General features: G+C 68.2%; 18 protein-coding genes and 1 pseudogene. 7 read left to right on the forward strand and 12 right to left on the reverse strand.

The genetic code is table 11. The annotated features are described in order from the left end of the window. Positions 1 to 219: 219 nt before the first annotated feature. Complete coding sequence (pdxR, locus tag AC2W7K_RS03710; RefSeq protein WP_376872606.1) at positions 220 to 1629, forward strand: MocR-like pyridoxine biosynthesis transcription factor PdxR; 1410 nt, start codon at positions 220 to 222, stop codon at positions 1627 to 1629. Here the strand turns inward: pdxR and AC2W7K_RS03715 are convergent. Together AC2W7K_RS03715 and mobA are read right to left on the reverse strand one after the other, a co-directional pair. Then, positions 1616 to 2296: a LysE family translocator gene (locus AC2W7K_RS03715; protein ID WP_376872603.1), complete on the reverse strand. Its 681-nt coding sequence runs from the start codon at positions 2294 to 2296 to the stop codon at positions 1616 to 1618. The genes pdxR and AC2W7K_RS03715 overlap by 14 nt on opposite strands. 188 nt (positions 2297 to 2484) lie before the next feature. Then, positions 2485 to 3081, reverse strand: coding sequence for a molybdenum cofactor guanylyltransferase (gene mobA, locus AC2W7K_RS03720; protein ID WP_376872600.1), 597 nt, complete (start codon positions 3079 to 3081; stop codon positions 2485 to 2487). Positions 3082 to 3243: 162 nt separating this feature from the next. Here mobA and AC2W7K_RS03725 point away from each other — a divergent pair. The 3 genes and pseudogenes from AC2W7K_RS03725 (at position 3244) to AC2W7K_RS03735 (ending at position 6763) form a co-directional block, all read left to right on the forward strand. Further along, positions 3244 to 4967 (forward strand): annotated as a pseudogene (locus AC2W7K_RS03725) (amidase). 131 nt (positions 4968 to 5098) lie between these two features. Next, complete coding sequence (locus AC2W7K_RS03730; RefSeq protein ID WP_486005761.1) at positions 5099 to 5872, forward strand: isocitrate lyase/PEP mutase family protein; 774 nt, start codon at positions 5099 to 5101, stop codon at positions 5870 to 5872. A gap of 123 nt (positions 5873 to 5995) precedes the next feature. Beyond that, positions 5996 to 6763: a VOC family protein gene (locus tag AC2W7K_RS03735; RefSeq protein ID WP_486005762.1), complete on the forward strand. Its 768-nt coding sequence runs from the start codon at positions 5996 to 5998 to the stop codon at positions 6761 to 6763. Positions 6764 to 6778: 15 nt separating this feature from the next. Here the strand turns inward: AC2W7K_RS03735 and AC2W7K_RS03740 are convergent, their stop codons facing one another. The 4 genes from AC2W7K_RS03740 to AC2W7K_RS03755 form a co-directional block, all read right to left on the reverse strand. Beyond that, positions 6779 to 8884, reverse strand: coding sequence for a RecQ family ATP-dependent DNA helicase (locus AC2W7K_RS03740; RefSeq protein WP_344251133.1), 2106 nt, complete (start codon positions 8882 to 8884; stop codon positions 6779 to 6781). Between the two features lie 151 nt (positions 8885 to 9035). Next, on the reverse strand, positions 9036 to 9431 hold the full coding sequence (locus AC2W7K_RS03745) for a type II toxin-antitoxin system VapC family toxin (protein WP_344251132.1): 396 nt from the start codon (positions 9429 to 9431) through the stop codon (positions 9036 to 9038). Further along, on the reverse strand, positions 9428 to 9709 hold the full coding sequence (locus tag AC2W7K_RS03750; protein WP_198499784.1) for a type II toxin-antitoxin system Phd/YefM family antitoxin: 282 nt from the start codon (positions 9707 to 9709) through the stop codon (positions 9428 to 9430). The genes AC2W7K_RS03745 and AC2W7K_RS03750 overlap by 4 nt, the downstream gene beginning before the upstream one ends. Positions 9710 to 9764: 55 nt before the next feature. Continuing rightward, complete coding sequence (locus AC2W7K_RS03755; RefSeq protein WP_344251131.1) at positions 9765 to 10238, reverse strand: hypothetical protein; 474 nt, start codon at positions 10236 to 10238, stop codon at positions 9765 to 9767. 102 nt (positions 10239 to 10340) lie between these two features. Here AC2W7K_RS03755 and AC2W7K_RS03760 point away from each other — a divergent pair, with 102 nt between their 5' ends. Beyond that, positions 10341 to 10922 carry a TetR/AcrR family transcriptional regulator gene (locus AC2W7K_RS03760; protein ID WP_344251130.1) on the forward strand — a complete coding sequence of 194 codons (582 nt, stop codon included), beginning with the start codon at positions 10341 to 10343 and terminating at the stop codon, positions 10920 to 10922. A gap of 10 nt (positions 10923 to 10932) precedes the next feature. Here the strand turns inward: AC2W7K_RS03760 and AC2W7K_RS03765 are convergent, their stop codons facing one another. Beyond that, a complete protein-coding gene (locus tag AC2W7K_RS03765) occupies positions 10933 to 11943 on the reverse strand; it encodes an ArgP/LysG family DNA-binding transcriptional regulator (protein WP_486005763.1) in 1011 nt (336 codons plus the stop codon). Between the two features lie 55 nt (positions 11944 to 11998). On the opposite strand from AC2W7K_RS03765, the gene AC2W7K_RS03770 reads away from it, so the two are divergent. After that, a complete protein-coding gene (locus AC2W7K_RS03770) occupies positions 11999 to 12598 on the forward strand; it encodes a LysE/ArgO family amino acid transporter (protein WP_198499787.1) in 600 nt (199 codons plus the stop codon). Between the two features lie 47 nt (positions 12599 to 12645). Beyond that, on the forward strand, positions 12646 to 13368 hold the full coding sequence (locus tag AC2W7K_RS03775; RefSeq protein ID WP_198499788.1) for an AAA family ATPase: 723 nt from the start codon (positions 12646 to 12648) through the stop codon (positions 13366 to 13368). Between the two features lie 188 nt (positions 13369 to 13556). Here the strand turns inward: AC2W7K_RS03775 and AC2W7K_RS03780 are convergent, their stop codons facing one another. The 5 genes from AC2W7K_RS03780 to AC2W7K_RS03800 all read right to left on the reverse strand — a co-directional run bounded on the left by AC2W7K_RS03780 (position 13557) and on the right by AC2W7K_RS03800 (position 19551). After that, positions 13557 to 15734, reverse strand: a complete 2178-nt coding sequence (locus tag AC2W7K_RS03780; RefSeq protein ID WP_198499789.1) for a YhgE/Pip domain-containing protein — start codon at positions 15732 to 15734, stop codon at positions 13557 to 13559. A 79-nt stretch (positions 15735 to 15813) separates the two neighbouring features. Beyond that, complete coding sequence (locus AC2W7K_RS03785; protein WP_198499790.1) at positions 15814 to 16653, reverse strand: ATP-binding cassette domain-containing protein; 840 nt, start codon at positions 16651 to 16653, stop codon at positions 15814 to 15816. 305 nt (positions 16654 to 16958) lie between these two features. Then, a complete protein-coding gene (locus tag AC2W7K_RS03790) occupies positions 16959 to 17531 on the reverse strand; it encodes a DUF805 domain-containing protein (RefSeq protein WP_198499791.1) in 573 nt (190 codons plus the stop codon). 203 nt (positions 17532 to 17734) lie between these two features. Then, a complete protein-coding gene (locus AC2W7K_RS03795) occupies positions 17735 to 19039 on the reverse strand; it encodes an MFS transporter (RefSeq protein WP_198499792.1) in 1305 nt (434 codons plus the stop codon). After that, a complete protein-coding gene (locus AC2W7K_RS03800) occupies positions 19036 to 19551 on the reverse strand; it encodes a MarR family winged helix-turn-helix transcriptional regulator (protein ID WP_198499793.1) in 516 nt (171 codons plus the stop codon). Before AC2W7K_RS03800 ends, AC2W7K_RS03795 begins: the two co-directional genes overlap by 4 nt. Positions 19552 to 19662: the final 111 nt, after the last annotated feature.

A 19662-nucleotide genomic window follows, 5' to 3' on the forward strand; every position in this document is an offset into this window, starting at 1 on the left:
TTTCATTCGGGAGGGGACGTGCGCGTCACCCGAAAGTTGCCAATCGCCTCCACCCATCGGGGGATATTCGACGCAGCGTTCAGCAGTCTCACGGGGGATGCTCATGATTCGAGCATAGGGTCGCGCCGATCACGCCACAGGGGTGTTATCCCCCGTCTTCGACCTGCGGAAACGCCCATCCCATCGCCGCCCACCGGACCTGTCTGCGATGATGCGGTCATGGGCGGTTCGGATTTCCTCAGCCTCGATCCCACCTCGGCGCCGGAGCGCGGGCGGACGGGATGGCTCACGGACCGGCTCCGGGAGGCGATCGCCGAGGCGACTCTGCGGCCGGGGACCCGTCTGCCGGCCACCCGTGAGCTCGCTGCCGAACTCGGGTTCTCGCGGGGAACCGTCGTCGAATCCTATCGACGGCTGACCGAGGAGGGTCTCCTCGAGACGAACCGCGGCGCCGGCACCGTCGTCGCCAGTCGGCCGGGTCCGCCTCCGGCCGCCCCGAGTTCCCGTGTCGACGAGAGGGGCCGGAGGCGTGCGGTCGACGAGACCCGGCCCGCAGTCGTCGACATCTCCAAAGGCGCACCCGACCTCAGCGCGTTCCCGCGTGCGGCGTGGTTGCGGGCCGAACGCGAAGTGCTCGCCACCGCCTCGAGCGACGACCTCGGCTACGCGGATCCGCAGGGCGTGCCCGCCCTGCGGGAGGCACTCGCCGCGTGGCTGGCCCGCAGCCGCGGCATGACCGTGGGCGCCGAGCGCATCATCGTCACCTCCGGGGTCACCGGGGCGATCAGCTTGCTCTGCCAGGTGCTCAGGGACCGCGGGCTCACCGAATGCGCCCTTGAGGACCCCGGCGCCGACGGCAACCGCCGAATCCTCGACTACTGGCTCGACCGCCTCCACCCGATCCGCGTCGACGGCGAGGGCATCGACGTCGACGCCCTCGCCCGGTCCGGTGCGCGGGCGGTGCTCGTCACTCCCGCCCACCAGTTCCCCACCGGGGTCGTCCTGTCGCCGAGGCGGCGGCGGGAACTCATCGCCTGGGCGGAGGAGTCGGACGGGCTGATCGTCGAAGACGACTACGACTCCGAGTATCGGTACGACCGGTCGCCGGTGCGCGCGCTGCACCCTGCAGCGGCCGAGCGCATCGTCCACGTCTCCAGTCTGTCCAAGGTCATCGCTCCCGCTCTCCGGCTCGGCTGGATGGTCGCGCCGACCCACCTGCACGAGGACCTCGTCCGCCGGCGCTGGGCGACCGACCTCGGCTCGCCGGTGCTCCCCCAGCTCGTCCTCGCCAACCTCATCTCCTCCGGTGTCCTCGAGCGTCAGCTCCGCAGCCTGCGCCGCCGGCACCGGGAGCGCCGGGACGCCGCAGTCGCTGCGATCGAGGAGCACTTGCCCGGATGTCCGATCGAGGGCATCGCCGCGGGACTGCACCTCGTCGTCACCCTGCCCGAGGGCATCGACGATGCGGCGGTGGCCGCTCACGCTCGGCAGGAGGGGATCGCGGTCCAGGCGATGTCGGGCCTGCGCGTCGCCGCGGGACCGCCCGGCCTGATCATCGGCTACGGTCCGCATTCGCCTGCCCGCCTCGGCGAGTCGATCAGAACCCTGGGTCGTCTCATCGCTGAGTGAGCGCGAGCATGACGGCGAGCCCGACGAAGGTCAGGGCGAATCCGACGTCAAGGGCCCGCATCACGGCGGGACGCCCGATGACGAAGCGACGCAGCCATGCCGCGACGAAGCCGTAGAAGGCGAAGATCCCGAACGTCAGCGCCATGAAGATGAGCCCGAGACCCGCCATGGCTCCCAGAGCATCAGGGGGCGTGGGATCGACGAAGATGGGCAGGAATACGAAGAAGAAGAGCGTGAGCTTCGGGTTGAGAAGATTGACGAGGATGGCGCTGCGGATCACCCGCCCCGGCGACGGTGAGGCCGGGGCGCGGACCGGTCCCACGGGGCCGGAGCCTAGTGCGGTTGCGCCGCTGCCGGGTGCGGCCGTGTCGCTGTCGGATGGAGAAGCGAGCACCCCGGAGCCGCGCCACATCCCCACCGCGATGTAGACGAGGTAGGCGACGCCGAGCCATTTGAGGGCTTGAAAGGCCACCGGGCTCGCCGCGAGCACGGCCGCGGCACCGGTGAGCGCGAGCACGAGGTGCGGCACGATGCCGAGCGCGCATCCGAGGGCGGCGATGACTCCTGCGCGCGATCCACGGGAGAGCGCTGCGGCGATGGTGAAGAGGGCTCCGGTTCCCGGTGTTGCGGTGACGATCACTGACGTCACCCAGAATTCCAAGCTCATATGCCCAGCGTGGATGCCTCTTGGACTCGGCATAAGAGCCAAGTCGGGTGCGAATACGTGGACCAAGTATCGTGACTCCGGATCCGGTCGCCGGCGTCCGGGTCGCGGGGAGGCCGACGGCACACACCTAGGCGACGCTCGGGCCGCTGCACCGAACGCGCACCGTCGGCCGTTCAGCCGTCCCCAACTCAGCCGCGGTCGATCTGACTGCGTATCCGAGCGAGTTCGTCTGCCGTGTCGAAGTCGACGACGACCTCGGGGTCGACGTCGATGACGCGCGGTTCGCCGTCGTCGAAGAGCAGCCGGACGGCCTTGTCCTCGGGGTCGCCGATCCGCGCGAGGCGCTGCCGCAGCAGGGAGTGCGGCCACGCCGCGCAGAGGAACTGCGCCTTCCCGCGGTCGTCGGTGCCGGTCACCGGACCGCCCGAGGCCTCACTGAGGGAGACGATCTCGCCGAGGTGGGCCGCCGTGACCAACGGCATGTCTCCGGCGATGATGAGGGTGGTGCCCTCGCTCGCACCCATCTGCTGCGCGGCTGCGGCGATTCCGGCGAGCGGTCCTGCGAATTCCGGATCCTCGCGCACGGCGTTCACCGACTCCGCCTCGGCGTCGCTCAGTCCCTCGGTCGGACCGGCCACCCACACCTCGGCGTCGGTGTCGAGCGCGCGCACTGCTGCCAGGATGCGGGAGATCACGGTCCGTCCGCCGAGGTCGACGCCCGGTTTGTGGACGCCGCCGAACCGACTCGACCGGCCGCCGCTGAGGATGATCGCGCTCACTGCCATGCACCGATCCTACGGTGCGCGACCACCCGGCGACCCCGTCAGTCGGCAATCGATCTTGTCACTGCAGCGCCGTCTCCGACGGAAATCGAAGCCCCGCCTCGGCGCGTCTGGGCGATACTGGTGGGGCACCCCCAGCACTGACCCACCGAAGGAGCAGCGAGAATGACGAAGTTCGACGCGGTCGAGGCCTCCATTGCGACTCTGCGCGCGGCGCTCCAGTCCGGGGAGACCACCTCGGCGGACCTGGTCGATGCCTACCTCGAGCGCATCGCCGCGTTCGACGGACCGGACACCGAGACCAAGCTCAACTCCGTCATCGTCGCCAACCCCGAGGCCCGCGCCGAGGCGGTCGCCGCCGACGAGCGCCGCGCCCGGGGGGAGACGCTCGGTCCGCTCGACGGGATTCCCTACACGGCGAAGGACAGCTACATGGTCGCCGGGCTCACCGTCGCCTCGGGATCTCCGGCCTTCGCCGATCTCATCGCCCAGAAGGACGCCTTCACGATCGAGCGCCTGCGGGCGGGCGGGGCGATCTGCCTGGGCCTGACGAACATGCCGCCGATGGCCAACGGCGGCATGCAGCGCGGGCTCTACGGCCGCGCCGAGAGCCCCTACAACGAGGAGTGGCTGACCAGCGCGTTCGCCTCGGGGTCGTCGAACGGCTCGGGAACGGCGACGACGGCGAGCTTCGCGGCGTTCGGCCTCGGCGAGGAGACCTGGTCATCGGGCCGGGCCCCGGCCTCCCACAACGCGCTCATCGCCTACACCCCCTCGCGCGGTGTCATCTCCGTGCGCGGGAACTGGCCGCTCGTGCCGACGATGGACGTCGTCGTCCCCCACACCCGGTCGATGGCCGACCTCGCCGAAGTCCTCGACGTCATCGTCGCCGACGACACCGAGACCCGCGGCGACTTCTGGCGCGTCCAGCCGTGGGTCGAGATCCCCGCCGCCTCCGAGGTCAGGCCCGGCTCGTACGCCGCCCTGCTGCCGGCCGACCGCGCCGCCGCGCAGGACGTGCTCGCGGGCAAGCGCCTCGGCGTGCCGCGGATGTACATCAACGCCGATGACGAGGCCGGCACCAACCCCGACGGCGGGATCGGCGGCCCCACCGGTCAGCGCGTCGAGACCCGGGCCTCGGTCATCGACCTGTGGGAGGCCGCCCGCCGCGACCTCGAGGCCGCCGGGGCCGAGGTCGTCGAGACCGACTTCCCCGTCGTGAGCAACTACGAAGGCGACCGTCCCGGTGCGCCGACGATCCGGACCCGCGGCTTCGTCTCCCCCGAGTACCTCGACCGGGAGATCGTCGACCTCTCCGCGTGGGCGTGGGACGACTTCCTCCGCGGCAACGGCGATCCGCACCTCGGCACGCTGTCCGAGGTCGACGGTGCCGACATCTTCCCGCATCCGGCCGGTGCCCTGCCCGACCGCTACACGGGCTTCGACGACGACATCGCCGAATACCCGGAGCACGTGCGGACGCACCCGTATGCCGCGATGACCGACATCCCGCTCCTCGAAGAGGGCGTGCACGGCCTCGAGCTCACACGCCGCATCGATCTCGAGGCGTGGATGGACGAGAACGACCTCGACGCCGTGATCTTCCCGGCGATGGCCGACGTCGCCCCGCCGACATGGACGTCAACGAGGCCTCGGCCGACCTCGGCTGGCGCAACGGCACGTGGGTCGCCAACGGCAACCTCGTGCCCCGCCACCTCGGGATCCCCTCGGTGACGGTGCCGATGGGCACGATGGCCGACACCGGGATCCCCGTGGGCCTGACGATCGCCGGACGCGGCTGGGACGACTCGGCGCTCATCGAGCTCGCCGCCGCCTTCGAGGCCACCGGCGACCGCCGCGACGCACCCCCGCGGACCCCGCGCCTCTGAGGTCGCGCGCTGCAGTCACTCCCGCGCCCGCCCGAATCAGCGCTCGTGCGCGGGAGCGCCGCCGCGGCGGTTTCTGAGACCTTCGGGTGAACACTGGCGCGGCAGGCCGATGTGATGGAACAGTGGGCACCATGACTGACTTCACTGTGCTCGCCGAACGCGCTTCCGCCCTCCTCGACGCCCACCACCAGGCCAAACCCGTCGTTCTGCCGACCGTCTGGGATGCCTGGTCGGCGGGTGCGATGGTCGAGGCCGGGTTCACCGCTCTGACGATCGGGTCGCACCCGCTCGCCGACTCCCTCGGCTACGCCGATGGGGAGAACATGCCCCTCGAGGAGGCCCTCGACGGCATCGCGCGGATCACCTCATCCGTCGACGTGCCCGTCAGCGCCGACCTCGAATCCGGCTACGACACCGATGCGCCCGACCTCATCGCCGGTCTCCTCGAAGCCGGTGCCGTGGGCCTCAACATCGAGGACACCGTCCACAGCGCCGGCCGGCTGCGCACTGCCGAGGAGCATGCCGAGTACATCGGCGACCTGCGCCGCGCCGCCGACGCCCAGCGCGTCCACGTCGTCATCAACGCCCGCACCGACGTCTTCAAATCGCCTGAGGGCTTCCCCGACCCGACCGCCGAGGTGATCCGTCGTCTCAATCTCTGCGCCGAGGCGGGCGCCGACTCCGTCTACCCCGTGGCCATGCCCGACACGGACACCCTCAAGCGGGTCGTGTCCGAGGTGCCGCTGCCGCTCAACGTCACCGCGCGTCCCCTCGAGGGCGCGATCCCCGATGGGCTCGGCCTCGTGCAGCTCACCGAGATCGGCGTCAAGCGCGTGTCCTTCGGTCCCCTCCTCCAGGCGACCCTGCGTCCGCAGTTCGCCGAGGTGACCCGCGCCTGGCGCTGACGACACCGGGTCGCGACCGCTTCCCCGGATCGTGCCCGCAGACCTCTCCCACCAGCTACGATCATTCCAACAGACGACCCCCGTCTGCACACTCGCCAGGAAGCATCACGAAGAGGAGTTGCCATGCCTGATAATCCCCGTCAAGGACAGCCCGTCTGGATCGACTACGTCTGCCAGGACTTCGATGCCATGAAGAACTTCTACTCCGAGGTCTTCGGGTGGGAGATCGTCGATCAGGGACCCGATTTCGGCCACTATCACCAGGCCTACAAGGACGGTGCGCCCGTCGGCGGGTTCATGCGGGCGATGACGATGGACGGGAACCCGGATCCGACGATGCCGACCGCGTGGTCGACGTACCTCTACACCAGTGACATCGACGGCACGTTTGCGAAAGCCACCAAAGACGGCGCCGCTCCCGTCGTCGGTCCGATGGCGGTCGGCCCGCTGGGCTCGATGGCCGTCGTCGTCGATCCCACCGGCGCCCCGATCGGCATGTGGCAGTCAGACCAGTTCACCGGGTTCGACCTGCCGCTCGTCCCGGGCACCCCGGTGTGGTTCGAGCTGATGACGACGAACTACGACACTGCGTGCGAGTTCTACGTCGACGCCTTCGACTTCCAACTCGTCGAGGTCGAGGGCCAGGAGATCAAGTACGCGACCTACGGGGCCAACGAGACGGCGGTCGCCGGCATCTGCGATGCGAGCCAGTGGACCCCGAACTCGTACTGGCGCACCTATTTCAACGTCGCCGATGCCGACGCCGCCGCGGCGAAGGTCGTCGAACTCGGCGGCTCCGTGCTCGACGGTCCCATGGATTCGGAGTTCGGCCGCGTTGCCACGGTCGCCGACCCCGAGGGAGCGACGTTCCAGCTGCACCAGGAACTCTGAGTCGGCTGCTCCCGTTCACGCCCGCAGCGCGAGCGCGAACGGGAGCACCGCCGTCGCTCCGGCCTGCCGCAGCGCGCGGGCGGCGATCGCCATCGTCCACCGGGAGACGATCTCATCGTCGACGAGGAGGACGGACTTTCCGGCAACCGCCTCGGCGACCTCCGGAGGAACGACGAACGCATCGTGGAGGCCCTTGACGCGGAAGGCGCTGTTGACGTCGGGCGTCCCGTGCTCGTGGACTTGGAGCAGCTCACCGCCGTCGATGAGGCGTCCTGCTGAGGCGAGGTTCGCCGCAAGCGAGCGGATCGTCTTGGGCCGGCGGGCGCTCGGCAGCGACACGACGACCTCGGGCCGGTCCTCCCAATCCCACTGCCCGAGCACGTCGAGGCACCATCTGCCGATCTGCGCGGGGACCTCGGCGTCGGGCGCATCGGGGGCGAGGAACTCCCGCAGGACCTGCCCCTGACCGAGGTCGGAGAGTCGGGCGATGACACGTCCTTCGGCGGCGAGCTCCTCGGCGGGGATCCTGCCCTTGAGGGAGACGCCGATGTTCGCCATCCCCGAGGGCCACGTGCTGCGCGGTTCGATCGGCAGGCCGATCCGGTGGAGGGTTCCCGCGGTCTCGCGCTGCGTCTCCGCGGAGATCTCCGTCGACCACCACACACCCGCGCAGTTGTCGCAGCGTCCGCAGCGCTGCGGGTCGGGATCGTCGAGCTGCCGGATGAGGAATTCCATCCGGCACTCCCCCGTCGCCTCGTAGTCGAGCATCGCCTGGGCTTCGGCGGCGCGCACCTCGGCGACCTTCTCGTAGCGCTCCCGGTCATACGTCCACCCGCGACCGGTCGAGACGTACCCGCCCCGGACCTTCTCCACGGCCTCCTCGACTTCGAGGGTCTTGAGCAGCAGCTGCAGGCGGGTGCGCTTCGTCCCGACGAGCGTCTCCAAGCGGGCCACGGACAGGGGGCCGTCCGCCTCGGCGAGCGCGGTGAGGACGGCATCGGCATCGGCGTGACTCGGCATCGACGCGGTCGCGAAGTACTCCCAGATCTCGGCGTCCTCGGACCCCGGAAGGAGGAGGACGTCGGCGGAGTCCGTCGCACGACCGGCGCGACCGACCTGCTGGTAGTAGGCGACGGCCGAGGACGGCGCCCCGACGTGGACGACGAAGCCGAGGTCCGGCTTGTCGAATCCCATCCCCAGCGCCGAGGTCGCCACCAGCGCCTTGAGCCTGTTGTCCTTGAGCTGCTGCTCGAGGTCGGCGCGCTCCTCGGCGTCGGTGCGGCCGGTGTACGCGCGCACCTCATGCCCCTGGTCGCGGAGGATACGGGTGATGTCCTCGGCGGCGCTGACCGTGAGCGTGTAGATGATGCCCGATCGCGTGAAGTCGCCGAGGTGGGAGCTCAGCCACGCGATCCGCGCACTGGGGTCGAGGCCGGGTTGGACGCCGAGGCGCAGCGAATCGCGGGCGAGTTCGCCGCGCACGACGGTGGTGTCGTCACCGAGCTGTTCGGCGACGTCGGTGACGACGCGCGAGTTCGCCGTCGCCGTCGTCGCGAGCACCGGGGTGTCGGTCGTGAGGTCGGAGAGGATGTGGCCGATCCGGCGGTAGTCGGGGCGGAAGTCATGCCCCCAGTCGGAGATGCAGTGGGCCTCGTCGACGACGATGAGCCCGAGGATCTGGAGGAGCTGAGGGAGCACCTCGTCGCGGAACTGCGGGTTGTTCAGCCGCTCCGGGGAGACGAGGAGGACGTCGACGCTCCCGGCGCGCAGATCGGCGAGGACGCCGTCCCATTCGGTGACGTTCGAGGAGTTGAGGGTCGCCGCCCGGACCCCGGCTCGTCCGGCCGCGGCGATCTGGTCGCGCATGAGGGCGAGCAGCGGGGAGATGATGAGGCTCGGCCCATTGCCCTGGGCGCGCAGCAGCCGGGTGGCGACGAAGTAGACCGCGGACTTGCCCCACCCGGTGCGCTGGACGACGAGGACGCGTTTGCGACCCTCGACGAGGTCGCTGATCGCTTCGAGCTGACCGTCGCGGAACTGGGCGTCGGGGTTGTTCGTCAGCTCCGCGAGGACGGACTGCGCGCGGGCGTCGAAGTCGGTGAGCTGCGTGGTTTCCGTCATGGGGTCAGTCTAGGTGCCGGCACTGACACGGCCCGCCCGGAGCGGAATCCAGAACTCAGCAGACACCGCTCGTCCTTCCGCACTGGGTCGGCGAAATGGTCAGGTGGGTATGACCGTTCTGCCGACCTGAGGGCGTCGCGGAATCATCCCGTCAGCGGGGCGAAATGACCTCGAGGCCCACCGACCGTGCCGCCTCCTCAAGGCGCTTGTCATAGGTCAGAAGGGCATCGACATCCAATCGGAGCGCGGCCTCCAGGTGCAGCGCATCGAGGGTCCGCAGATACGGCATGGGCAGAAGTCCGGCCGAGCGAAACACCGCCCGATCGAGAGCGGCGATGGAGACTCCATCGAGGAGCACAGAGACTTCTGCCTGCTCGCGCTCCTCTCGCACGGCCATTCGACGCAGTTCGGTTTCGAGCAGGTCGCTCGACACGAGTTCTGCTGAGGTTCCATTCAGCCAGCCGACCAGAGCGTCCGACTCCGGCTGAGCCACAAGAAGAGCCCCGAGTGCAGAGGTGTCAACGTAAACGATCGACGGGTCGCTCACAGGCGCTCCTCACGGAGCTCGTCAATGATCTCCGTCATGACGCGGTTGTCGCTCGACGGCCGGCGATCACGCGCAGTCCAGCCACCCACTCTTTTAGCCGGTCGAGCGATCGTCAGCCGAGGAGCAGGAGCGTCCAACGGAACGATGCGCCCAACCGGCACACCCCGATTGGTCAGCACGAACGAATGCCCTTCACTGACCGCGCGAAGGACCCTCCCGGACTCATTGCGCAGCTCACGCTGCGAAAGGCTTTCAGCCTGCACTCCCTCTGCATTCATCAGCAAATTGTAGCACCGATGCTACAAGCTCAGTGAAGGTCCGCCTCGGCGGGCATCACCGCAGTGCGGCGTTGACGCCGAGGGTCGCGAGCACGCCGAAGAGGACGCCCCAGAGGATGATCGAGATGATCTGCCAGAACGCGACGACGTTGCGGTTGGCGCCGAAGCTCACCATCGCCATCGACGTGATCTGCGAGGGCAGGACGGTCTGGCCGAGCAGGGAGACGCCGGGGACGCCGAACTTGTCGAACATGCGCTTGAGCCGCTGCCGCCTCGGCGAGGTGGCCTTCTCCCTGTTCTTCGTCGCCCTGTCGCGGATCGCGCCCGCGCCGTAGACGAACGCGAGCATCGAGATGACGTTGCCGATGACGGCGACGAGGATCGCGACGACCGGGCCGAGTCCGATGGCGACGCCGATGACCGAGCCGAAGTACGACTCGACGAACGGGATCGCGGAGACGAGCATGACCCCCAGCCATTGCAGCCAGTCGGGGAACGAATCGGCGAAGTTCTGCAGGTTCTCGATCATGGCGTGCTCCGATCTCGAGGGTTGCTAACGTTTCTAGTACAGCGTACTAGTACACTGTACTATACATGCTGAGTAGAGTGATGCGAGAAGAGAGGAGGGGTGATGTCCCGACGCGATGAGATCATCGAGGCCGCGATCCGCCTCGCGGAGTCCGGCGAACAGCGCAGGACATCACTGAGTGTGCGCGCCGTCGCGAAGGAGGCGGGGATCGGCGCGTCGACGCTGCGCCACTACTTCCCGACCCAGGCCGATCTCTACCTCGAAGTCGCCCGCCGGTCGATGCAGATGCAGATCAGCGATTTCCGGATCGAGGACGCGAGCATCCCGCCCCGCGAGCGCCTCTATGAGGTGCTCTCGCAGTTCCTCACGACCCACGAGCACCGCGATGCCCAGCTCGACCTGTGGCTGGCGATGCACTTCAACGCACTCGGACCGAATCCGCGCGAAGGCTCGCAGGCGCTGCTCGAGTACGCCCACGAGATCACGTACGACTGCCTCCACCGCTGGCTCGGAGTCCTCGCCGACGAAGGACACCTCGATCCCGCCGAGGTGGCACGCGCTGCGACGATCCTCTTCACCGCGATCGACGGCATGGGCCTCCACTCGATCATCTCCCCGGACCGGATGACCGTCGACGAGATGCACGCGAACATCAAGTGGCTCATCGACCGGATCCTCGCCTGAGGCGCTGGCGTCAGCGCATCTGTTCGGCGGCGCGGGTGAGCGCCGAGGTGAGGCGGGAGAGCCGATCCGACGCGAGCTTCCAGTGCTGCCAGTAGAGCGGAACGTCGACCTCCGGGGCGGCAGTGATCGGCACGAGTTCGGCGTCGATCTCGCTCAGCTGCATGACCGGGATCATCCCCCAGCCCACGCCGGCGGCCACGGCGACGGCGAACTCCGCCGAGCTCGGCACCACCGACATCGGCGGCATCGTCGTCACTCCGTGCCGGCGGAGGAAGTCGAGCTGAAGGTCGTCGTCCTTGCCGAAGTTGACCATCGGCAGGGTCGCGAGGTCCACTTCGGCGAAGGAACCGCCATCTTTTCGTGCCGAGGACGGCTCTTCGCTCTGCTCCGACGCGGGGCTCGCGCCCTTCTTCGACGCGGGACTCGCACCCGTCCATCCGTGCCGTGCGAGCAGGCCGGGGGCCGCCACGGCGAGATAGCGCATGGTGCCGAGCCGTTCGACGCGGGTGCCGTACGGACTCGACGCCGCCGAGGTGATCGTCCCGAGCACCTCCCCCGACGTCAGCAGCGGCAGGAGTTTGTCCTGGTCGGCGACGACGAGCCGAAGGACGGCATCGTCCCAGGTGGCCGCCTCGGCGAAGATCGGTCGGAACCACGTGGCGAGCGAGTCGGCGTTGACCCCGATGCGCAGCACGGTCGGTTCCCGCCGCGCCCCGGCCTCACCGGTGCCGATGCCGTCAGGAGCGTCGACGGCGATGCCGTGGAGGCGGTCCATCGCCTCGGATTCGAGGAGCTCGACCTGCCGGGCATAGCGGAGGACCGCGGCGCCCGCCTCGGTGACGGTGACGGGGTTGGACCGTCGGAGGAGGACCTGGCCGAGCCGGGATTCGAGGGCGCGGATGCGCTGACTCGCCGCCGAGGCGGTGATGCCGAGGACATACGCGCCGCCTTCGACGGTGCCTTCGTCGACGGCGGCGGCGAGGGCTCTGACGTGCTCGAGGTTCATGAAGCTATTCTGCATCAGATGTAGATTCTTTTGTTTTTTCTTCACTCGCCGATCATCCTACTCTGGCGCTATGGTCACTCACGCACTCAGCGGTCTCCTCGCAGGCTGGTCACTCATCATCGCCGTCGGGCCGCAGAACGCACTCGTGCTGCGGCAGGGGATCCGCCGCGAGCACCTCGGCGTCGTCCTGACGATCTGCATCCTCGCCGACATCCTCCTCATCGGGGCGGGGTCGGTGGGGATCGGCGCGATCGTCCTCCTGGCACCGTGGGCGCTCGAGATCCTCCGCTGGCTCGGGGTGGCCTACCTCCTGTGGTTCGCGTGGACGAGCCTGCGATCGGCCCGCGAGGCGACAGGGCTGCGGGCCGATACCGAGCAGCGCGGCCTGCGCTCGATCATCGCGACGACGCTCGCCCTGACGTTCCTCAATCCCGGCGTCTACCTCGACACCGTCGTCATGCTCGGCAACCTCGCCAACCAGCAGGGTCCCGGCGGTGTGCTGCCGTTCGCGCTCGGGGCGATGGTCGGATCGCTCACGTGGTTCCTCGGCATCGGCCTCGGTGCCCGGGCGCTGTCGGGGTGGCTTGCGCGCCCGCGGGTGTGGCAGGTCCTCGACGTCATCATCGCCGTCGTCCTCGTCATCCTCGCCGTGCGGCTCGCGCTCGGCTGATCCTCGCCGAGGCGGTCGTGTCAGGTGTCCGCGCTACCCTCGGTGCCATGGATCCCCGAGTCTCCCTTCCGCTGCGGTCGGTCGCCGCGCACGCGCACTCCCCACCGCAGCTGCCCGACTGGCTGGCCGACATCCCGGCGGTCGGCGATCTGCTCGCGGGGTTCGAGTTCGAGGCGACGACGATCTTCGTCGGCGAGAACGGTGCGGGGAAGTCGACGATCATCGAGGCGATCGCCACCGCGCTCGATCTTCCCCACGGCGGCGGCTCGGCGTGGGAGGTGCGCGAGCACGCCGAGGAGGCACCTGTGCTCACGGAGCACCTGCAGATCATCAAGGGCGCGACGACGAATCGGCAGGGCTTCTTCCTCCGCGCCGAGACGATGCACGAGAGCATGGCGCACCTCATGGAGATCGGCGCGCTGCGCGGCTTCGAACTCTCCCAGCGGTCGCACGGCGAGATGTTCGTCGACACGCTCACGGGCAGATTCCTCGACTTCGGTCTGTGGATCCTCGATGAGCCCGAGAGCGCGTTGTCATTCACGTCCTCGCTCACGCTGCTCCAGCTCATCCGGCAGCGTGAACGGGCCGGACTGCAGACGGTCATGGCCACCCACTCCCCCATCCTCGCGAGCGCCGAGGGCGCCCGACTCGTCGAACTCGGCGAGTGGGGCATACGAGACTCGACCTGGGACGACCTTGAGATGGTCGCGCACTGGCGGCGGTTCCTGGACGACCCGCGCCGGTACACGCGCTACCTCGACGAGGAGTGAGACGCGGCGCGGGGAGGCAGACACGGTTCGAGCGGACGGATGCCGCTCGACGCGCTGGTCGCCGCAGGCCGCGGCCTAGGTTGCCGCGGTCCGGCACACCGCTGTCTGGCGCAAGGCCGTCTAGCGCAGCCCGGTCTGGCGCACTGCGGTCCGGCTCACTGCTGACTGCCTCTCCGTGGTCTGCCGCCTCAGAGCGACAGGCTCGGGTGGAGCTGCGTGAGGGTGACCATCCGCTTGCGGCTGCACACGAGCACGGTCGCGAGCAGGCAGATCCCCGTCATGAGCAGGAGCACGGCGGCTGACTGCACGGCGATGATCATGTCTCCGCCGGCGATGAGGGTGCGCAGACCCGTCACGGCGTAGGTCATCGGCAGGAACGGCGAGATGATCTGGAAGATCTCCGGCGCCGTCTGCACCGGGTAGGTGCCTCCCGCCGAGGCGATCTGGATCATCAGCAGGACGAGCGCGATGAGCCTGCCGACACCGCCGAGCGCTGCCACGCAGAGCTGATGGACGGCGTGGAAGCTCGCCGCGATGAGGATCGAGAACACCAGGGTGCCCAGCCACGCGCCGGCCGAGAAGTCGAGGGCGAACCACAGCACGCCGTAGAGCACGGCGACCTGCGCGATGCCGAAGAGGAGACCCGGGACGTAGCCGGCCCACGCGATGCGGTTCGACTTCGCCGTCGAGGCGAGCGCACGGTACGGAATCGCGTTGAGCACCATGTAGGTGATCATGCCGCCGATCCACAGGGCCAGTGAGATGAAGAACGCGGCCAGTCCCTCGCCGTATGTGCCCACGGCATTGTTCTTCACCTTCTCGGCGTCGACGGGCACAGCGACGACATCGGAGCGCTTCTCGCGATCCTCCTTGTCATACGTCGGGATCTGTTCGGCGCCCTTCGTCAGCTGGTCGGCAAGCTCACCCGAACCGTCGTCGAGCTTGCCCGCGCCCTCATCGAGATCGGTCGCGCCCTTCGCGAGCTGGGACGACCCATCCTTGAGCTGGCCGACGCCGTCCTTCGCCTTCGCCGTCCCGTCCTTGAGTGCGACGGCGCCGTCATGGAGGTCGCCGGCGCCCTTGGCGAGGTCATTGGCACCCTTGTCGAGCTTGACGAGACCGGAATGGAGATCGTCGGCACCGTCGGAGACCTGCTGCGCCCCGTCGTCGAGTTCGCCGATCTTCTTGTCAGCGTCCCGGATCTTCTGCATCACCCCGTCGACGGCATCCTTGACCGGCTTCTCCAGCCCGCGTGCGTCATCGGCGGCCTGCGAGGCCCGCTCATGTGCGGAGTCGAGGTCGTCACCCAAGGTGCCGACCTCCTCGGCGAGCTTCTGGACGTTCGGATCGTCCGGGTAGTCCTTCTCCAGCTGATCGATGCGATCGGCGACGTCACCGCGGACCGAGGTCCGCGCGGTTTCGAAGTCCTTCTCCGCATCGTCGAGCTTCGGTCGAGCGCTCTCGACGAGGTCGTCGGCCTTGCCCTTGAGATCCTCCGCCTTGTCGGTCGCATCGTCGGCGACGCCGCGCAGCTGACTCGTGCCGTCGGCGACCTGACCGGCGCCCTTGGCGAGCTTCTTCGCCCCGGTCTCGGCATCTCCCGTGCCCGTGGCGAGAGTGTCGGCACCGTTCTCGAGGTCCCCGGCACCCTTCGCGAGCTTGCCCGCACCGTCGTCGAGGTCCCCGATCCCCTTCTGGAGATCGCCGACGCCCTTGTCGAGATCGTGCGCGCCCTTCGCGAGCTTTCCCGACCCGTCATGGAGTTCGACGGCGCCGTCATGGAGGTCGGAGGCGCCATCGGCGGCCTTGACCATGGAGGACTGGATGTCGTTGAAGCCGACGTAGACCTGGGAGACGTACTCGGCTGTCGTCGTCTCGTTGAGTCCCGCCTTGATCTGGGAGAGCACCGTGCCCGCGAGCTGCCCGACGATGAAGTTGTGCGCATCATCGGTGCGCAGCTCGAGTCCTGCCTGCTCGGGGTCGTCACCGCCGGTGGAGACGAGGCGCTGCGAGAAGTTCGAGGGGATCTCGAGGATCGCGAAGTACGTGCCGTCGGCGAGGCCCTCATTGGCCTCCTGGAGCGAGGTCTCCTGCCAGTCGAAACCGCCTTCGCCCTTCGGGGTGATCTTGTCGACGAGTTCATCGCCGGCGTTGAGCCTCTCGCCGTCGGAGTCCGGCTTCTCCGCACCGGTGTCCTCGTTGACGACAGCGGCCTGGAGTCGGTCGATGTTGTCCGTCGGCGACCAGTTCGAGGCCAGGTAGAGCCCGCCGTAGATCGCGGGAATGACGGCGACGACGATCATCGCCAGACGCGTGATCGTGTGCCGCTTGAACCGAGTGAGTTCGAGCCAGGGGAGGGAGAACATCGAAGAATCACCTTCACAAGAATCTGTGGTGCCGAAGGTCGAGCGCAGACCGGGATCTGCCAGGCCTGTGGAGCGGAGGTCAGGAGGATTGCGGGGTCAGATTGAGTTCCGTCACCGAGGCGGGATGCACCTGGGTGGAGAGCTGGTCGAAGGCGAGATCGATGTCCGAGGAGTCCTCGCACGTGACGATGAGCGTCAGCGGCTTCTCAGGGTCCCGCTCCCGACGCAGCTCCTGGTAGATGAGCAGAGCGGCCCACGCGCGGGCCCGGTCCTCGCGCTCCCGGAGGAAGTCGATGTTGTCGATGACGATGACGGGCTTCTGCGCCAGGGATGCGAGACCGAACTCGAGGAGGAACTTCTGCAGCTCGCTGAGTTCGGAGACGAAGGTATCGCCGTCGGCGTCGACGAGGAAGTCAGCGCTCTTGGCGTCGCTCGAGGTGAAGGTGTCCTTCGGGAGGCGGCCGATCACCTCGGTGGCGGAGTCGAAGGTCTCCTTGATGACGTCGATGACCTCACGCAGGGACTTCTTCGACACCCACGGCTTGTACCAGGGCTGGAGCATGATGAGGCGTTCGGCGATGTGCTGGGCGACCGTGAAGTCGTTCTCGAGGTCCGTCAGTCCGGCGACGTGCCCGATCGACACGGTTTCGCGGACCGCGCGGGCCTGTCTGCGGATGTTGAGGTCGAAGACGTGGCCTTCGCCCGTGTCGACGCGCATCCGCCCGGCGATCGACAGCAGCAGGGAGGTCTTGCCGGAGCCCGCCGCTCCGCGGATGATCGCCAGCGACCCACTGGCGACGGTGAGATCGATGTCGGAGAACACCGGGCCCTGCTTGCCCGACATCCCCCAGTCGCGCAGGGTCACTGCCGCGCTGTCGACCTCGGTCGGGGCCGCGAGCGTGTGCGAATCGCTCTGCATTGTCCTGCTCCCTCACATGTCTCGCAAGCGTCGTTCGATCATGCCGATGCCAGCGGACCGCGTTGCCTGCTTGTCAGCACACTACGGCAAACATGCGGCCTTGGTTCTATGGCGATTGGTGCGGCGGATGCTGCCGCGGAATGTTACCAGTAAGTAACTATACGACTCGAAGCTGGGAATCGGCCAGATCATGCCGGCAGATGTCTCCAAGGACACACTATGACCGAGACCCGCACAGCGAAGCGGCCGGTCTGCGCAGGAGGGAATCCTGCGCAGACCGGCCGCTCGGCGAAACCGGGTCCGGCTCAGGTGTCGAAGCGTCGACCTTCCGGCTTCGACGGCAGAATCATCAGCACGAGGACGATGAGGCTGCCGACGCTGGGAATCAAGTTGAGGAACCAGAACGGTCCGGCGAGGTTGGCGTCGTGGAGTCGCCGCCAGCTGATCGCCAGGTTGGGGACGAGGAACGCCAGGGCGATGATGAAGAGGAGAATGCCGCCGATCAGGGCCAGCGTGGCGCCCGCCGGATTCGGCTCGGCCGTCGGCGTGCCGTAGGGCGAGTACGAACTGCTCGCCGCCGTCGCAGCCGTCATCGACAGGCCGACGATCCACAGGATTGCCGGAATGAGCATGACGAGAGCCTGGAACAGGTAGGCGAACCAGTACTCGCTGCGGGAGGCTCGGCCCGAGAAGACCGAGAACTTCTTCCAGAAGCGACGGACGGCCTGGCCGAAGGTCGCTCCGTAGAGGGGGCGGGACAGATCGTCGGGGCTCTTGGCGCCATCGAGGTCGGCTCCGAAGGCAGCTCCCGTTCCGTATCCGGCGCCGGGAGCATTCTCCGCACCGGACCCGTAGGCGTTGTTCGCGTCGTCAGTCATGATGGCTTCCTGGTCGAGGGGTGAAGCGCCGCCGCGGTGACGGGCGCCTTGTTCTCACCATTCTTACACCCGGCTGCGATGAATGACGGAGAAATCGTGTTTCGGATCTGCCACAGACAAGCGTCGCCCATCGCCGGAGAGGCGGCGGTGGCCTCTCAGGCGATGGGCGACGACGGCGTGGACCGTCCGGGAACTGCGAGGGGTCAGGCGTCTCCGCCGGTGATGGCGTAGGCCTCATCGACCGGGGATTCGTCGATGTGGCCGTCGATCCGGCGCAGAGCCTTCCATCCGAAGGCGAGGACGAGGATCGAGAGCACGACCGCCGCAGCACCGAAGAGGTAGGGGGCGCCGGCCCCCACCGACTCGGAGACCGCACCGGCGACGATCGGGGCGACCGCACCGCCGAGGAAGCGCACACCCGAGTACGAGCCAGAGGCGACGGGTCGCGGCAGATCACTGACCTCCATCGCCGATTCCGTGAACACCGTGTTGAGCACACCGAGGATGAGCCCGGCGACGATGACGCAGATGATCAGCCCGATGAACGACTCGGCGAGGAACGACATGACGACGAGGAGGACGGCGAGCACGACGAGAGCGGTGATGAGGCTCTTGCGCCTCCGCAGGCGGTGCGTGAGCAGGGGTGCGCCGAACACCGAGGTGATCGCCAGGCAGATGCCCCACCCGAAGAACACGTAGCCGAGGCCCATCGCCCCGAAGTTCTCGATGCCGGCCGCCGCCGCGGCGGCTTCGACCGGGAACGGGCTGTAGGCGAGCAGGATGAAGAAGCCGAAGTTGTAGAGCAGGGCGGCGACGGCGACGACGCCGACACCGGGGTGGGCGAGCGCACGGAAGGTCGCACTCAGGCTGACCGGTTCGGCCGAGGTCCGCAGCGCCTGTCCGCCGGTCTTCGAGTTCGGCAGCAGGACGAGGATGGCGATGAAGCCGATGGCCATGAGCACTGCGGTGCCGAAGAACGGTCCGCGCCAGGAGATTCCGCCGAGGACGCCGCCGAGCAGCGGACCGGTGGCGATGCCGACGCCGAGCGCGGCCTCGTAGAGGATGATCGCCTTGTCCGCACCGCCCGCGGCGGCCCCGACGACGGTGGCCAGGGCGGTGGAGATGAAGAGCGCGTTGCCCAGACCCCATCCGGCGCGGAAGCCGATGATCTGGTCGACGCTGCCGGAGAGCCCGGCGAGCGCGGAGAACGCGACGATGAGGACGAGTCCGATGAGCAGCGTCGTCTTCGCACCGATGCGCGAGGAGATGAAGCTCGTGAAGAACATCATGCCGCCGGTGATGAAGAGGTAGCTCGTGAAGAGCAGCATCGACTGCGCCGGGCTGGCATCGAGTTCACGTGAGATGGCGGGAAGGATCGGGTCGACGAGGCCGATGCCCATGAACGCGATGATGCACGCGAACACCACCGCCCATACTGCTTTCGGTTGGCGCAGGATGGATCCCTGCTTCGCTTCGTCCTGTGTGGTGTCTCCGTCTGCTGCTCTCATCTCTGCGACCGTGTGTCCTTTCCGTTGGTGCTGCCGGTATCGGTTGATGGGGATCCGTCGGGGGCATCGTCGGTGTCGACGGGGTGCTCGTTGTGCAGGTAGTCGCCGACGAGCAGGAGTGCCCGGTGCACGCTGAGCCGGTCCTCCGGAGTCAGGGCCTGGAAGTAGGGCACCATCTGGTCGATCATGATCTCGCGGTTGACCGCGAGTCGGGACCGACCGGCATCCGTGAGCGAGAACTGCGACGCCCGGCGATCGGTGGGACTCGCCTCTCTGACGACGAGCCCGTCGTCCTCGAGCCGAGCGAGGAGCTTCGTCGCCGCCGGCTGCGAGCTGAGGTAGCCCTGCGCGAAGTGACCGACGCGCACCGGCTGATACTGCTCGACGACGGCGAGCGCGCGCAGGGTGACGAGCTCACTCTCATTGCCGATGAGTCTCCTGAACGCCCTGGTCAGGCGCAGGGAGACGACGACGAGACCTTTGACGAGCTCGTCCGGATCCACATCTTCCATAACTCATGTATATACCTAGGTTATATATCTGCGCAAACGCGTCCCGTGCTTGCGGTCCCTCCTGCCGCCCCGCAGGGCCGGGTCCACGTGACGGACGCCATAGGACCACCG

The sequence above is a fragment of the Brevibacterium sp. LAARM2_SD2 genome, from assembly GCF_057364785.1.

Excerpts from the sequence above, each read along its gene's own strand:
- AC2W7K_RS03780 (WP_198499789.1), bottom strand. The coding sequence starts at position 15,734 with ATGTTCTCCCTCCCCTGGCTCGAACTCACTCGGTTCAAGCGGCACACG.
- AC2W7K_RS03750 (WP_198499784.1), bottom strand. The coding sequence starts at position 9,709 with ATGAATGCAGAGGGAGTGCAGGCTGAAAGCCTTTCGCAGCGTGAGCTG.
- AC2W7K_RS03740 (WP_344251133.1), bottom strand. The coding sequence starts at position 8,884 with ATGACGGAAACCACGCAGCTCACCGACTTCGACGCCCGCGCGCAGTCC.
- AC2W7K_RS03735 (WP_486005762.1), top strand. The coding sequence starts at position 5,996 with ATGCCTGATAATCCCCGTCAAGGACAGCCCGTCTGGATCGACTACGTC.
- AC2W7K_RS03770 (WP_198499787.1), top strand. The coding sequence starts at position 11,999 with ATGGTCACTCACGCACTCAGCGGTCTCCTCGCAGGCTGGTCACTCATC.
- AC2W7K_RS03790 (WP_198499791.1), bottom strand. The coding sequence starts at position 17,531 with ATGACTGACGACGCGAACAACGCCTACGGGTCCGGTGCGGAGAATGCT.
- AC2W7K_RS03765 (WP_486005763.1), bottom strand. The coding sequence starts at position 11,943 with ATGCAGAATAGCTTCATGAACCTCGAGCACGTCAGAGCCCTCGCCGCC.
- AC2W7K_RS03785 (WP_198499790.1), bottom strand. The coding sequence starts at position 16,653 with ATGCAGAGCGATTCGCACACGCTCGCGGCCCCGACCGAGGTCGACAGC.
- AC2W7K_RS03800 (WP_198499793.1), bottom strand. The coding sequence starts at position 19,551 with ATGGAAGATGTGGATCCGGACGAGCTCGTCAAAGGTCTCGTCGTCGTC.
- AC2W7K_RS03795 (WP_198499792.1), bottom strand. The coding sequence starts at position 19,039 with ATGAGAGCAGCAGACGGAGACACCACACAGGACGAAGCGAAGCAGGGA.
- AC2W7K_RS03730 (WP_486005761.1), top strand. The coding sequence starts at position 5,099 with ATGACTGACTTCACTGTGCTCGCCGAACGCGCTTCCGCCCTCCTCGAC.
- AC2W7K_RS03775 (WP_198499788.1), top strand. The coding sequence starts at position 12,646 with ATGGATCCCCGAGTCTCCCTTCCGCTGCGGTCGGTCGCCGCGCACGCG.
- AC2W7K_RS03755 (WP_344251131.1), bottom strand. The coding sequence starts at position 10,238 with ATGATCGAGAACCTGCAGAACTTCGCCGATTCGTTCCCCGACTGGCTG.
- AC2W7K_RS03715 (WP_376872603.1), bottom strand. The coding sequence starts at position 2,296 with ATGAGCTTGGAATTCTGGGTGACGTCAGTGATCGTCACCGCAACACCG.
- pdxR (WP_376872606.1), top strand. The coding sequence starts at position 220 with ATGGGCGGTTCGGATTTCCTCAGCCTCGATCCCACCTCGGCGCCGGAG.
- mobA (WP_376872600.1), bottom strand. The coding sequence starts at position 3,081 with ATGGCAGTGAGCGCGATCATCCTCAGCGGCGGCCGGTCGAGTCGGTTC.
- AC2W7K_RS03760 (WP_344251130.1), top strand. The coding sequence starts at position 10,341 with ATGTCCCGACGCGATGAGATCATCGAGGCCGCGATCCGCCTCGCGGAG.